Below are 13,528 nucleotides of genomic sequence, written 5' to 3'. Positions count from 1 at the left end.
TTGGCGAAAGAACGTCATGCAGACCTACGTGGCAAAGCGCCGGTTGAGCGCGCGTACCAGCACGAAGGCCAGCAGCAGCACGGCCAGCGCCTGGGCGGCGCGGCCAATCAGCTCGCCGTAGCGGACGTAGAAGGTGAGGTCCGTGTTCAGGTGCACCGTGCCGCGGGCGGCGGCGGGCACCCACCAGCCGGTCTGCCGGGTGATTTCGCCCTTCTGGTTGATGTAGCCCGAAATACCGGTGTTGGCCGAGCGGGCCACGTCGCGGCGGGTTTCGATGGCGCGCAGCGTGGCGTACTGCAGGTGCTGCTGGTGGCCGGGCGAGTCGCTCCACCAGCCGTCGTTGGTGATGATGCCGATCAGCGTCGCCCCGTTCTGCACGTATTCGCCCACGAAGTCGCCGTACACCGATTCGTAGCAGATAACCGGGGCCACGCGCAGGCTGGAGTCGCCGGCGGCGGGGCGGAACACGCTGCGCGTATCCTGGCTGCCCAGGCCGCCGGCGGCCCCGCCCAGGTCGATAACGAAGGCCGACAGCCAGTGCGGCACGCCCTCCACCCCCGGCACCAGCCGCGACTTATGGTAGAACTCCACCGGCTTAGCAGCATCGGCAAAAAACACGGCCGTGTTGAAAAAGTCGTAGTAGCCGATGTCGTCGCGGAAGCGGGACGAGGGGCGGGCAGCTTCCCTGGTAGGGTACGAGGTGAGGGTAGTGGCGCCGGTCACCAGCTCCAGGCCGGGGTGGCGGGCCAGAAAGGCGCGGATCTGCAGGGCTTTGGGGTTGGCCTCAAACTGGGCTTCCCAGTTCTGCTCTTCCAGCGCCGTTTCGGGCCAGAGCACCAGCCTGGTCTGGGGCGTCAGGTTCTGCTCGGTGAGCTGAAACAGGCGCTGCAGCTGCTCCTGGTAGGGAATGAACCTGGCGCCGCCCTCAAACTTCTCCTCAAACGGGTCGAAGTTGGGCTGAATCACCAGCACCTCAGCCGCCGCGCCCTTTTCCTGGTAGCGGCTACCGATAATCTTGGACAGCCCGATGGGCAGCAGGATGGCCAGCAGCGGCCCCAGTAGCAGGCGCTGGACCTGTACCCGGCCTAGCGTAGGGCCCGCGCCGGTAGCGGCATCCTGGTACTTCTGCAGGGAGAAGAACACCAGCAGATTCGCTACCCAGATCCAGAGGGAGCCGCCCAGAAAGCCGGTGTACTCGTACCACTGCACCAGCCCGTTGGCGGTGGCAAAGCCGTTGCCGAGCGTCAGCCAGGGCCAGGTGAAGTCCCAGTGCAGGTGGAGCTGCTCGAAGGCAATCCAGTAGACGGGCAACGACAGATAGCCCAGGCGGGGGCCGGCCAGTCGCTTGGTGTGGTAGAAGGCCATGACCGGCATGCACATGAACAGGGCATTGAAAATCACCGCCGTGATGCCGCCCCAGAGCGTGCTGTAGCTTACCCACCAGGTGGTAAAGGCATTCCAGAGCACTAGGGTGAGGTAAGAGTAGCGAAACACTTTCCAGCCGCTGCTGCCCCGCCGCACTAGCGCGGCTTCCAGGGACAGGTAGGGCACCCAGGCCACCAGCAGCAGCAACGCCAGCGGGGCCGGATGCACGGGCCAGCCCAGCCAGAGCAGCCCGGCGCTGAGCCCGGCCAGCAGGGCCGGCGGCCAGGAGGCCGGGCGCGTCCAGGTGAAAGCCACGGCGGGCAGGGCCGCGGGGGTTGCGGGGGCGGGTTTAGTCAGCACGGCGCTCTTCTTTGTGGCCCTGAACTACGAGGACGATTTCTCCTTTAATGCTGGTCCGGGCCGCGAAGTTCGCCGCCAGCTCGGGCAGCGTGCCGTTCACGGTTTCCTCGAACAGCTTGGTCAGCTCCCGGCTCACCGAGGCCAGCCGCTCGGGCCCCAGGGCCTCGGCCAGCTGCTCCAGGGTCTTGACGATGCGGTGCGGCGACTCGTAGAAAATCATGGTCCGGGTTTCCTGCTGCAGCTCGCGGATGCGGGTCTGCCGGCCTTTTTTCACCGGCAGAAATCCCTCGAATGTGAACCGCTCGGCCCCGAAGCCCGACTTGAGCAGGGCCGGCACGAAGGCCGTGGGGCCGGGCAGGCACTCCACCTTCAGCCCTTTGGCCAGGCACTCGCGCACCAGCAGAAAGCCGGGGTCGGAAATGCCGGGGGTGCCCGCATCGGACACCAGGGCCATCTTCTCGCCGTTGGCGAGGCGGTCCAGCACGCGCTGCACGGTCTGGTGCTCGTTGTGCAGGTGGTAGCTGAGCAGGGGCTTTTTCAACCCCAGGTGCTGCATAAGCCGGCCGCTGGTGCGGGTATCTTCGGCCAGCACTACGTCTACCTCGCCCAGGATGCGGATGGCCCGCAGGGTGATATCCTCCAGGTTGCCGATGGGCGTGGGCACGAGGTACAAGGCAGTAGGAACCGTAGGCGCGTCAGACATGGGGCAAAGGTACGCGGCCGGCGGCTACCGCAGGAAGTCAGTCCGGCCGCCGACAGCGAGGCTGCCCTCCGCTAGGTGCTACTGCGCCGCGTAGCGCGCCGCCACCTCGTCAATAGCGGCGGCCAGCCGATGGTCGCGCCGGGTTACGGTATGGCCCGCGTCGTGGGTGCGCAGGCGAAACTCGACGGTGCCGTACTCATTGGCCCACCACGGATGGTGGTCGAGGCGCTCGGCTTCGGCGGCTACTTCGGTCATGAAGGCGAAGGCCGTGGCGAAATCCGGGAAGCGGAAAGTGCGGCACAGGGCATGGTCGTGGTCGGTCCACATAAGCGGGCGGGCAAGAAAGGCGGACGGATGGCGGCGGTCTTTTGCGCCCCGCACAGGGGCGTAGGGCCAGAAGCGGCGGCTCAAGCTAAACCCAAATTCCCAAACCACAGTACACTTCCTTACCCACCCGCCACTTCCTCACTTAATCTTTCCGCCTCATGGCTATTGACCCTAACAACCGTCCCGTCCGCGTCATCAACGACGATACCACCGAGCAGGAGCTGGCCGCCGGCCACATCATTCCGGGCGCCAACCCGCCCAAGAACGAGGCGGCCCGCGGCGGCTTCGGCAACCGCGACGGCAAGGAGGGCTTCGGCACCGACAGCGGCAGCGGCAGCACGGCTATATCCGTAAACAAGGACGCCGACCGCGTGGAACCGCCGGCCGACAATATCCGCTCCAGCTTCGAAGGCCGTCCTGATGGCGAAAACCAGGATGGGCCCGACGACGACCTCACCCAGCCCCGCACCGCGCGCCCCGTCGATGAGCTGGACGGCGACGACCAGCGCGACAGCAAAGACGAGATGCGCAACCCCAACTCCCGCGTGGGCATGGGCCAGATGGAGCAGGTGCAGCCCGACCCGGCCAAAGTGGGGGCCAACACCCGCACCAACGCCGAGCTGACCGACCCCAACGCCCAGGATTCCGCCATCGACCAATAGCTTTTTTGCCGGGCCGACCGGCGCATTGGCGGCCGGTCCGGTTTTTTTGGTTTCATCCCTTAACGCCAGGTATCATGTCCAGCAAGAGCAATCAGCCATCCAAAGAGCACCACGGTGACCCGGCCGGCCAGGGCCAGTCCAAGGGCGACCCGACCAGCACCCCGGTAAACCTCGACGCCGAAACCAAGCGGCTGACCGAAGAGTACACCGAAGATGGGGTGGACGAGATTCCGCCGACGCTGGTCAACAACCCCAACCGCAACACCGACAAGACCGACCTCGACAACACGCCCTACACCTAGGCCCCGGGCCTTTAGCCTGCCTACGAAGCCTCTGCCCGACCCGCAGAGGCTTTTTTTGTACTCACTACCGCTGTTCCTCACGCTTTCCCTGCCCGCCAATGGCCCGCTACGTGACTACTGACCTGCATGGCTGCCTGCTGTCCTTCCGGGAGCTGCTGGAAAATAAGCTCCGCCTTACGCCCGCCGACGAGCTGTACGTACTCGGCGACTATGTCAACAAAGGCCCCGACAGCCGCGGGGTGCTCGACTACCTGATGGCGCTGCCCGGGCGCGGCTACCGCGTGCAGTGCCTGCGCGGCAACCACGACCAGGAGCTGCTCGACGCGGCCCGCGGCCGTACCGAAGCCCTGTGGGCCTCCGCCGCCGACCGGACGCTCACCCTGCAAAGCTTCGGGGTAACGGCGGCCACGGCTATTCCGGAGCCTTACCTGCAGTGGCTCGAAGCGCTGCCCTACCAGCTCGACATTCCTGGCTTCACGCTGGTACACGCTGGCTTCGACTTCCGCCGGCCCGCCGCCGAAATGCGCCGGGACCCGCACACGATGATGAACATCAAACAGTTTACCTTCGACGCCTCCCGCCTGCAGGGCCGGCGCCTGCTGCACGGCCACGTGCCCACTCCCGCGGCCGAGGTGGCCCGGCAGGTGCGGGAAAAGGCTGGCTGCCTCGGGCTGGATACGGGCTGCGTGTACCGGCACAATCCCGAGCTGCGCCACCTGGCCGCGCTGGAATTGGACTCGTTTCACCTTACGCTGCAGCCCAACATCGAGCCGGCCTACGCCATAGCGCAGCGGCCGGGCTAGCAAGACCCGAAGCCCTTGGGGCCGTCAGGATGCCGGCGGCAGCAGCACCTGCCCACATGGCGGACAATGCGCTTACCGGGCGGGCTCAAAGGCCTGAATCACCTTGGCGTCCAGCACCTGGCGGGCGGGCTTACGGTAAGGATTGATGGAGTCGGAGGCTACCTCCCGCAGCGTGGCCCGGGCCTCGGCGGGCTGATTGGTCATCCAGTAGGCCATGCCCAGGTGGTAGCGCGCCCTGCCGTCCAGACTCGACTGGGGCATCTGGCTGACCCGCTTCAGAAAGGGGCGGGCGGCCCCGGCCTGGTTTTGACGCAGCAGGAAAACGCCGTTGTAGTACAGCACAGTGTCCTGCCCCACGTTGTCGGTGGGCATGCGGCGCAGGGCGTGCAGAGCCGCCGGATAGTGCCCGGTGCGGTACTGCTGCATGGCTTCGGCCAGCAGCGGCCGGTGGCTGGCCAACGACGCCGACGCCGGCAGGCCAAGATCAGGCACGTAGTATTTGGCGAAGTCGCGCTGCGGGTTGCGGACCGGAGTACGCAGCACCAGCCACAGCCCCAGCAAGGCCACCACCGCTCCTACCACCAGAAAGCCCCAGCGGCGCTGCTGCCGGCGCTGGATGCGGCGCATCCGGCCCAGGGCTTCCTGCCGCTGGTCGAGGCGCATGTCGAGGCCCTGCAGGCGGTGGCGCAGGGTTTCGTGGCCCGCTACCCAGCGCAGGTCGGAGGTAATCTGTTCGTAGACTTCGTAGGCCTGCTGCAGGCCCGGGTCGCGCTCCAGGCGCACTTCAAAGGCGTCCTGCTCAATGGGCGTCATCTGCCCGTCGGCAAAACGCTCCAGCTCATCCAGGTAAGGGCGCAGGTCAACGGGCGGCGTCATAAACGGAGAGGCAGGGGAGCAGAAAGGAGAGGCAGCAGAACGGGTTGTGGCGGCTAAACTACGCAGAATCAGTTAGCCAAGGCAGCAGCTCCCCCTTCGTCGGCCGCGCTGCCCTGGTCCCGGCTCATGATTTCGTAGAGCTTGCGCAGGCAGTTGGCCTTCTGCAGCCGTGCCACGGTGGCGTTGGCGTAGCCCATCTTGCCGGCTACCTTGTCGAAGCTTAACGCCTTGAAGTAGAAATACATCAGCAGCAGCTGGCTGTCGGAGCCCAGCAGGCGGAACAGGCGCAGCATGCGCTGGCGGCGGCCGGCCTCGGCGGCGGGCAGCTCCTCGGTGCCGGTACTCACCCGGGAGGCGGCTTCTACCCGCTCCTGAGCCATGCCGTAGAGGTGGGCGCGCACGTCGGCGGGCAGCTTGGTCAGGCGGCCGTCGGCTACCTGGTCGTAAAAGTCGACCAGCACGGTGCGCAGCAGCTCGTGGGCCGGGGCCGTTTCCAGCTGGTGCTGGCGCCGGGCCCAACGGGCGAAATGGTCGCGGTTGTCCTGGTAGAAGTTGATCAGAAACGTCTGGTTGCCCACGCGCATCTGCGTCAGGGTTTCGGCAAGCTGTTGGGTCGCGGAGGCGGGCTGGAGCATGAGGGGGCGGGGCGGTAGCGGCCGAAAGAGCTCGACCGGCGCGGAACAAGATAAGGCACAACGGGCATAATCCGGTGCGGCGCCTCGAATCGGCGGCCTTCGCTCGTCGTTTGGGCCGCCGCTGCGTAAGTTGGTAGTTCCCTGCCCCCGCCGTACTTTTGAGCCTATGGAAACCCGCACCGCAATTGCCCAGGACACGGTCCTGTTCGACCTCATCCGCCAGGAAAAAGAGCGTCAGACCCACGGAATCGAGCTTATTGCCTCCGAAAACTACGTCTCCGACCAGGTGATGCTGGCCCAGGGCTCCATTCTGACCAACAAGTACGCCGAGGGCCTGCCCGGCAAGCGCTACTACGGCGGCTGCGAAATCGTGGACCAGGTCGAGCAGCTGGCCATCGACCGGGCCAAGGAGCTCTTCGGCGTGGAGTGGGTGAACGTGCAGCCCCACTCCGGCGCCCAGGCCAACGCGGCCGTGATGCTGGCCGTGCTCAACGCCGGCGACAAAATCCTGGGCTTCGACCTGAGCCACGGCGGCCACCTCACCCACGGCTCGTCGGTGAACTTCTCGGGCAAGCTCTACAAGCCGTCGTTTTACGGCGTGGAGCCCGAAACCGGCCTTATCGACTGGCAGAAGGTGAAGGAAGCCGCCCGGCGCGAGCAGCCCAAGCTTATCATCTGCGGCGCCTCGGCCTACTCCCGCGACTGGGACTACAAGGCCCTGCGCGAAGCGGCCGACGAAGTGGGTGCCCTGCTGCTGGCCGACATCTCCCACCCCTCCGGCCTGATTGCCAAGGGCCTGCTCAACTCGCCGTTTGAGCACTGCCACATCGTGACGACCACGACCCACAAAACCCTGCGCGGCCCCCGCGGCGGCCTGATCATGCTGGGCAAGGACTTCGAGAATCCGTTCGGGCTGAAAACGCCGAAGGGCGACATCCGGATGATGTCGGCGCTGCTGGACTCGGGCGTATTTCCCGGCACCCAGGGCGGGCCGCTCGAGCACGTTATCGGGGCCAAAGCCGTGGCTTTCGGCGAATGCCTGACCGATGCCTACACCGACTACACCCACCAGGTGATTAAGAACGCCCAGGCGCTGGCCGGCGCCTTCGGGGAGCGGGGCTACCAGATTATTTCGGGCGGCACCGACAACCACCTGATGCTCATCGACCTGCGCAGCAAGGGCCTGACCGGCAAGCTGGCCGAAAACACCCTCATCAAGGCCGACATCACCATCAACAAGAACATGGTGCCCTTCGACGACAAGTCGCCCTTCGTGACCTCGGGCATGCGCATCGGCTCGGCCGCCGTCACCACCCGCGGGCTGCGCGAGGCCGACATGGTCCGCATCGTGGACTTTATCGACGACGTGCTGATGCACCACGCCGACGAGGCGCACCTGCAGCGGGTACGCCGGCAGATAAACGAGTGGATGCAGGAGTACCCGCTGTTTGCTTAACGGCACGGCCGCGTGGCTGAAGGATGAAACAAGCTGCCGGGCCGACGAATGTCGGCCCGGCAGCATCCTGTTTCGGCTGGTTTTCGTTTGTGCTATACCCCGCCCTTCTGCCATTCTTCCCTTCTCCTCCTCACTCATTGCCCCCTTCAGTGGATCAGACTCAACTTTCACCCGGCACCAACCTGGGCGAAGTACACGAAATGTCGTTCATCGACCATCTGGAGGCCCTGCGGTGGCATATCATCCGCGCGGCCATCTCGATTGTCGTCTTTGCTACTGCCGCTTTCTTCGCCAAGGACTTTCTGTTCCACGACCTGATTCTGGGCCCTTCCCGCTCCGACTTCTGGACCTACCGCATGTTCTGCAAGTTCGGCAACTGGATTGGCGCCCCGAGTCTGTGCATCGATAAAGTCGGCTTTATCATCCAGAACCGGGAGATGAGCGGGCAGCTCACCATGCACATCAGCACCTCGTTTATCGTTGGGCTGGTCTTGGCTTTTCCCTACACGTTCTGGGAGTTGTGGCGCTTTATCAAGCCCGGCCTGTACCCGCACGAGCAGAAGAACTCCCAAGGCGCGGTATTTTTCGTGTCGGTGCTGTTTGCGCTCGGGCTGCTGTTCGGCTACTACATTGCCGCCCCGCTGAGCATCAACTTCCTGGCTTCCTACACCGTGGACGCCACCATCGAAAACCAGATTGACCTGCAGAGCTACCTGAGCACGCTCACCACGATGTCGATTTCCACGGCCTTCGTGTTTGAGCTGCCCATGATTGTGTTCTTTCTGGCCAAGGCCGGCCTGATTACGCCCGAAATCATGCGGCTCTACCGCAAGCACGCCATCGTGGTCATTCTCATCGTGGCCGCCGTCATTACGCCGCCCGATATTTCGGCCCAGATCATCGTCACCATCCCGATTCTGATTCTCTACGAGCTGAGCATCAACATTGCCCGCGTGGTGACCCGCAACCGCACCCAGCGCCTCAACGCCGACCTGGCGGCCAACAACGGCGTCAGCCAGTAACCTTCGACAGCCCTTTTCATGTCTTCCTCTCCCATTGCCCTCGGCTCCGACCACGCCGGCTTCGCCTACAAGCAGCTGCTGGCCCAGTGGCTGCGCGACAACGGCTACCAGGTGCGCGACTTCGGCACCGACTCGGCGGCCTCCGTCGACTACCCCGACTTCGTGCACCCGCTGGCGGCGGCCATTACCTCGGGCGAGCTGGAGCGGGGCATTCTGGTCTGCGGCTCGGCCAACGGCGTGTGCATCACGGCCAACAAGCACCAGGGCATTCGGGCGGCCATTGCCTGGGAGCCGGAACTAGCGGCGCTGGCCCGGCAGCACAACGATGCCAACATCGTCTGCGTGCCGGCCCGGTTCGTGAGCGAAGACGCCGCCCGCACCATCGTCGGCACCTTCCTGACCACGGCCTTCGAAGGCGGCCGCCACCAGACCCGCGTCAGCAAGATTGACTGCTAGCGCGCTGCCACGGCGAGCTAGGTACAAGTCCTGTGAAAGCAGAAAGCCCCGACGCTGGCCAGCGTCGGGGCTTTCTGCTTTCACAGGAGGGCTCGTCACATTTCAGAGGACGGCCTGCTTGGGCGGACGCTTCGCCATGGCGGAGCAGTTAGCTACCGGCGGCGGTACACGTGGGGCGTGCCAGTGAGCTGGTAGCGGCCAAAAACGGCGGGCACCTTGTACTGCAGCTCCGGCATGAGCCGGGCCTCGTCGATGATATAGTCTGGGGGCAGCTGAGCGAAGCTCTGCGAAAGGCGAAACACGGCGGCGTACTCATCGAGGTGGCCAAAGTCGCCCTGGGAAAGGCGCCAGTCGAGGTAGGGCGTGGCCAGGCGGTTTTGCAGGTAGGGGCGCCGGTCGGGACCCAGCACCAGCAGCCGCTGCTGCCGGATGGCGGCGTAGGCCGGGTTGGGCTGCACGGCGTAGCTCTGCTCGGCCGGAATATGCACCACCTTTTCCAGGTGCAGCAGCGTGCGGTAGCGCACCACCACCACCAGGCCCAGCAGCAGCAGCAGCAGCACTTCCATCATCCAGGCGTGCCGGGCTTTCTGCCACAGAAACAAGCTGAAATAAGTAAGCGGTGGCAGCCCCAGCACGAACGTCCCGGGCGCCACACCGCGGCCCACGGCGGCCATGGCCACCGCCACCAGCAGCCAGATCAGCATCAGCTGCTGAAACTTAATCTGAAACACCAGTCCCAGCGACGTAGTAAACGAGCGGCCCAGCGCCAGTACCAGCACGAGACCCGGAATCAACAGCAGCCGCAGCTGCACAAACAGCGGCAGACCATCGGCCCCGGCTACCAGGCCGCTCAGGGTAGGGCGCAGGTGAAACTGCGAAAACCCCGGCAGCGCTTCCTTATACAGAAAGAACGTGGCCGCCACCGCGTAGGGAAACAGAAAGCCGCAGACCAGCAGCAGGAAGCTCCGGAACGAGTTGGCGGCGAAGATGATGACGGCAAACAGCCCTACCAGCAGAAACAGCGCCAGCGGCAGGTAGCACAGCGCCGCCACGCCCACCAGGAAGCCCGCCCGGAACAGCCGCCGGTTGTCGTAGCCTTCGCGGGAAGTGGGCAGCAGCACACTCAGCGCGGCAATGATGAACGTGTGGCCCAGCAGCAGCGGCGACAGCGTGTCGAGGTCGGCGGTGAGGCTGCCCACCACCAAGTACGTCAGCGCCGCCACAAAGCCCCGCTCCGGATGCACGTCGGCGCGGTTGAGCACCAGGTTCAGGCGCAGGGCCTGAAAGAGCAGCAGCGTCAGGGCCAGCATCCGGTAGAGCCAGAGCGGGCGGCCGGCCACAGCGTCGAGGGCGCCGAAGAGCAGGGCTGCCAGCGGGGCCGTGCTGTCGTAGAGCGTCTGGTAGAGCAGGGCGCCCTCGTGCAGCCGCTCCCCCACCAGCATGGCCCGCAGCTCGGCCGCCGTGAGCGGCACGCCCAGCCAGAGCAGCGGCAGGCGCACGGCCAGGATCAGCAGCAGCAGCAGCAGCAGGCGCGAGGGCAGCGGACTTTTGAAGAAGCGAAGCACGGCGGAAACCGGGGTTTAAGAGGCGGGGAAAAGCGGGGCAAAGCGGGGCAAAGGTACTGGCATCCACCGAAGCGCCGCGGCCGGTTTTGCCGGTCAAAAATCTAAGTCCCTAAGAACCTAAGCCCCCAAGCCCCTAACTTCCTATCTTTGCCAATTCTTATGGAAAGTAAACGACAGCAAAAATTTGCCAGCCTGCTCCTGCAGGATCTGGCCGCCGTGTTTCAGCGCGACCTGCCCCACCTGTTTACGGGCCTGCCGCCCGGCATCAGCACCGTGCGCGTGTCGCCCGACCTCGGCGTGGCCCGCATCTACCTGAGCGCCCTGCTGGCCGGCAGCGGCGAAGGACTGCTGGCCGCGGTGCAGGACAACAGCAAAGCCATCCGCCAGGCCCTGGCCAAGCGCATCCGCAAGCAGGTGCGCATCATTCCCGAGCTGGTGTTCTTCCTCGACGACAGCGCCCAGTACGCGGCCAAGATGGACGCCATTATCGGCACGCTGCACATTCCGGCCGAGGCCCCCGAAGCCGACGACGCCCCCGCAGCTCCGCAGGCCCCGCCGCGGCCCAAGCTGTTTGCCGACGAGGACGAGTAGCCCCAAAGCGGAGTTGTTAGCCCTGCGCCCCCGGGACCTTCCCGGGCGCGGGTGCTGAAGCCAAGTACCAAGCACCAAGCATTAAAAAGCCTTGTATTACGACCCGATTAAGAAGTCCCTGGGCGAGGTATTCAACCGCACGCCGCTGCTGCGCCGCATTTTCTACTTCCTGCTCGATTTGCTGCTGCTGCGCACCTGGCACGTGCACCGCGAGCTGCGCCAATGGTCGGCCGGCCGCCTCAATGAGCCCCTGAACATCCTGGATGCCGGCTCGGGCTACGGCCAGTACACCTACTGGATGAGCGGGCTGAGCAAGAAGTGGCAGATTCTGGCCGTCGATGTGAAGGACGAGCAGATTGCCGACTCCAACCAGTTCTTCCGCCAGATCGGGCGCACCAACGTGCAGTTTGCCGTGCAGGACCTGGTACTGTACCAGGAGCCCAACTCCTTCGACCTGGCCCTGTCGGTCGACGTGATGGAGCACATTCTGGAAGACGTGGAAGTATTTCGCAACATCCACGCCTCGCTCAAGGACGGCGGCATGCTGCTCATTTCCACTCCCTCCGACCAGGGCGGCTCCGACGTGCACGCCGACGGCGAAACGAGCTTCATCGAGGAGCACGTGCGCGACGGCTACAACATCCACGAGATTCAGCAGAAGCTGCGCACCGCCGGCTTCGAGCGGATTGAGGCCCGCTACGGCTACGGCGAGCCGGGCCAGATTTCGTGGCGCCTGAGCATGAAGTACCCCATCCTGATGCTGGGCGCGTCGAAGTGGTTTTTCCTGCTGCTGCCCTTCTATTACCTCGTCACCTTCCCGTTCTGCCTGCTCCTGAACTGGATTGACTCCACGTCCCGCCACGATTCGGGCACCGGCCTGATCGTGAAAGCCTGGAAGTAAGCGCGACCTTTTGAGCGCAGACGCGTATCTTGCTCCTGCGTCGTGCCTGCCGATCTTTTCACCTTGTCCATCACTGCTCTCTTTCGCCAACGCCCCGCATGAACGTTCCTTTGCTCATTGCCCGGCGTTACTTCTCCTCCAAGAACAAGCGCAACATCATCAGCATCATCTCCAACATCTCGATGGTGGGGGTGGCCGTGGGGACCATGGCGCTCATTATTGTGCTGTCGGTGTTCAACGGGCTCGAGGATCTGGTGCGCACGCTCTACGGCAAGTCGGACCCCGACCTGCTGATTTCGGCCGTGCAGGGCAAGTCGTTTGAAACCAATGAGCAGCTGCTCGCTCGCATCCGCGCTACGCCCGGCGTGGCCCTGCTCACCGAGGTGATCGAAGACAACGCCTTGCTGCAGTACCACGACCGGCAGATGGTGGTTAAGCTCAAGGGCGTGAGCGACAACTACTTCGCCCAGAGCAACATCGATTCGGCCATCGTGGAAGGCGACCACCGCCTGACCCGGGCCGAGGAGCCCTACGCCCTCATTGGGGCCGGCGTGCAGCACGAGCTCAGCATTGCCATCGACAATAAGTTTGCGCCCCTGCGCCTGCTCTACCCGCGCAACACGGGCAAGAAGACGCTGTCGATGAACCCGGAAACGGCCTTCACCGAGCAGACTATCGTGGCCGGCGGCGTGTTTCTCATCGAGCAGCACATCGACGACAGCTACATCTTCGTGCCCATCGGGTTTGCCCAGAACCTGCTTAAGTACGGCTCCCGCCGCACGGCCCTGGAAGTCAAGGTGGGGGAAAGCCGCAGCATCGACGAAGCCCAGGAAGATCTGCAGAAGCTGCTGGGCCCGGGCTTCCACGTCTACAACTCCGACGAGCAGCACGTGAGCCTGCTCAAAGCCATCAAGGTGGAGAAGATGTTCGTGTTCATCACCTTCGCCTTCATCCTGCTGATTGCCTCGCTCAACATCTTCTTTTCCCTGTCCATGCTGGTCATCGACAAGAAGAAGGACATTGCCATTCTAATGGCTATGGGCGCCACCAGCCACAACGTACGCAACGTGTTCCTGTTTGAAGGCGCCATTGTGGCGCTGGTAGGCGCTTTTGTCGGCCTCACGCTGGGCATCACCATTTGCTGGATTCAGCAAACCTTCCACGTCGTTTCGATGGGCATGGCCACCAGCGTGGTCGACTCGTACCCGGTCAAAATGCAGCTTGCCGATATCGTCCTGACCGGCATTGCCATTATCATTATTACGATTACCGTTTCCATCCGCCCGGCGCTGAATGCCTCCCGGCTCGCTTTGCGCGACAACCTGTAACTCTTTGCCAGCTAAATTAGTACTCCGTATACGCCATGACGGTACTCGACGGCGGTAATGGCAGGTTGAATATAATAATGTAATTATTTTCATAATTAGTTTTACTTTTTATGAAAAAATAGATTACTTCGCATTCGCCCTGTTACATTCAGAGCTTCTATTCCGTTGGTCACACG

At 64.0% G+C, this 13,528-nt stretch carries 15 protein-coding genes; 9 read left to right on the top strand and 6 right to left on the bottom strand.

Annotated features, from left to right (window positions below):
• Positions 1-24: 24 nt before the first annotated feature.
• The 3 genes from lnt to ABD842_RS11535 form a co-directional block, all read right to left on the bottom strand.
• Positions 25-1,725 (bottom strand): apolipoprotein N-acyltransferase, encoded by a 1,701-nt coding sequence (gene lnt, locus ABD842_RS11545; protein ID WP_345113731.1) that lies wholly within the window; start codon positions 1,723-1,725, stop codon positions 25-27.
• The gene (rsmI, locus tag ABD842_RS11540; protein WP_345113728.1) at positions 1,715-2,428 is read right to left on the bottom strand and encodes a 16S rRNA (cytidine(1402)-2'-O)-methyltransferase; all 714 of its coding nucleotides are present in this window, start codon (positions 2,426-2,428) and stop codon (positions 1,715-1,717) included. The genes lnt and rsmI overlap by 11 nt, the downstream gene beginning before the upstream one ends.
• Positions 2,429-2,506: 78 nt before the next feature.
• Positions 2,507-2,755 carry a 4a-hydroxytetrahydrobiopterin dehydratase gene (locus ABD842_RS11535; RefSeq protein ID WP_345113726.1) on the bottom strand — a complete coding sequence of 83 codons (249 nt, stop codon included), beginning with the start codon at positions 2,753-2,755 and terminating at the stop codon, positions 2,507-2,509.
• Between the two features lie 158 nt (positions 2,756-2,913).
• On the opposite strand from ABD842_RS11535, the gene ABD842_RS11530 reads away from it, so the two are divergent.
• From ABD842_RS11530 to ABD842_RS11520, 3 genes are all read left to right on the top strand, one after another.
• Positions 2,914-3,417 (top strand): hypothetical protein, encoded by a 504-nt coding sequence (locus ABD842_RS11530; RefSeq protein WP_345113723.1) that lies wholly within the window; start codon positions 2,914-2,916, stop codon positions 3,415-3,417.
• Positions 3,418-3,491: 74 nt separating this feature from the next.
• On the top strand, positions 3,492-3,719 hold the full coding sequence (locus ABD842_RS11525; RefSeq protein WP_345113720.1) for a hypothetical protein: 228 nt from the start codon (positions 3,492-3,494) through the stop codon (positions 3,717-3,719).
• 98 nt (positions 3,720-3,817) lie between these two features.
• On the top strand, positions 3,818-4,522 hold the full coding sequence (locus ABD842_RS11520; RefSeq protein ID WP_345113717.1) for a metallophosphoesterase family protein: 705 nt from the start codon (positions 3,818-3,820) through the stop codon (positions 4,520-4,522).
• A 72-nt stretch (positions 4,523-4,594) separates the two neighbouring features.
• Here the strand turns inward: ABD842_RS11520 and ABD842_RS11515 are convergent, their stop codons facing one another.
• Both ABD842_RS11515 and ABD842_RS11510 read right to left on the bottom strand, forming a co-directional pair.
• Positions 4,595-5,398 (bottom strand): tetratricopeptide repeat protein, encoded by an 804-nt coding sequence (locus ABD842_RS11515; RefSeq protein WP_345113714.1) that lies wholly within the window; start codon positions 5,396-5,398, stop codon positions 4,595-4,597.
• A gap of 68 nt (positions 5,399-5,466) precedes the next feature.
• The gene (locus ABD842_RS11510; RefSeq protein ID WP_345113712.1) at positions 5,467-6,033 is read right to left on the bottom strand and encodes a hypothetical protein; all 567 of its coding nucleotides are present in this window, start codon (positions 6,031-6,033) and stop codon (positions 5,467-5,469) included.
• A 166-nt stretch (positions 6,034-6,199) separates the two neighbouring features.
• On the opposite strand from ABD842_RS11510, the gene ABD842_RS11505 reads away from it, so the two are divergent.
• From ABD842_RS11505 to rpiB, 3 genes are all read left to right on the top strand, one after another.
• Positions 6,200-7,489 (top strand): serine hydroxymethyltransferase, encoded by a 1,290-nt coding sequence (locus ABD842_RS11505; protein ID WP_345113709.1) that lies wholly within the window; start codon positions 6,200-6,202, stop codon positions 7,487-7,489.
• A 149-nt stretch (positions 7,490-7,638) separates the two neighbouring features.
• A complete protein-coding gene (gene tatC / locus ABD842_RS11500) occupies positions 7,639-8,511 on the top strand; it encodes a twin-arginine translocase subunit TatC (RefSeq protein WP_345113707.1) in 873 nt (290 codons plus the stop codon).
• 18 nt (positions 8,512-8,529) lie between these two features.
• On the top strand, positions 8,530-8,967 hold the full coding sequence (gene rpiB / locus ABD842_RS11495; protein ID WP_345113704.1) for a ribose 5-phosphate isomerase B: 438 nt from the start codon (positions 8,530-8,532) through the stop codon (positions 8,965-8,967).
• A 152-nt stretch (positions 8,968-9,119) separates the two neighbouring features.
• On the opposite strand, the gene ABD842_RS11490 is transcribed toward rpiB, so the two are convergent.
• The gene (locus ABD842_RS11490) at positions 9,120-10,532 is read right to left on the bottom strand and encodes a hypothetical protein (protein ID WP_345113701.1); all 1,413 of its coding nucleotides are present in this window, start codon (positions 10,530-10,532) and stop codon (positions 9,120-9,122) included.
• A gap of 159 nt (positions 10,533-10,691) precedes the next feature.
• Between ABD842_RS11490 and ABD842_RS11485 the strand changes: the two genes are divergently transcribed.
• The 3 genes from ABD842_RS11485 (at position 10,692) to ABD842_RS11475 (ending at position 13,352) form a co-directional block, all read left to right on the top strand.
• Positions 10,692-11,123, top strand: coding sequence for a ribosome-binding factor A (locus ABD842_RS11485; protein ID WP_345113699.1), 432 nt, complete (start codon positions 10,692-10,694; stop codon positions 11,121-11,123).
• Between the two features lie 91 nt (positions 11,124-11,214).
• Entirely contained in the window at positions 11,215-12,024 is an 810-nt protein-coding gene (locus ABD842_RS11480; protein ID WP_345113697.1) for a class I SAM-dependent methyltransferase, read from the top strand.
• Positions 12,025-12,122: 98 nt separating this feature from the next.
• Positions 12,123-13,352 carry an ABC transporter permease gene (locus ABD842_RS11475; RefSeq protein WP_345113695.1) on the top strand — a complete coding sequence of 410 codons (1,230 nt, stop codon included), beginning with the start codon at positions 12,123-12,125 and terminating at the stop codon, positions 13,350-13,352.
• The last annotated feature ends 176 nt before the right edge of the window (positions 13,353-13,528 follow it).

This window comes from Hymenobacter algoricola (genome assembly GCF_039539525.1).
GTDB classification, from domain to species: Bacteria; Bacteroidota; Bacteroidia; order Cytophagales; family Hymenobacteraceae; genus Hymenobacter; species Hymenobacter algoricola.
The sequence above is the reverse complement of the archived record's forward strand: the minus strand, read 5'-3'. Positions and strand labels throughout refer to the sequence as shown.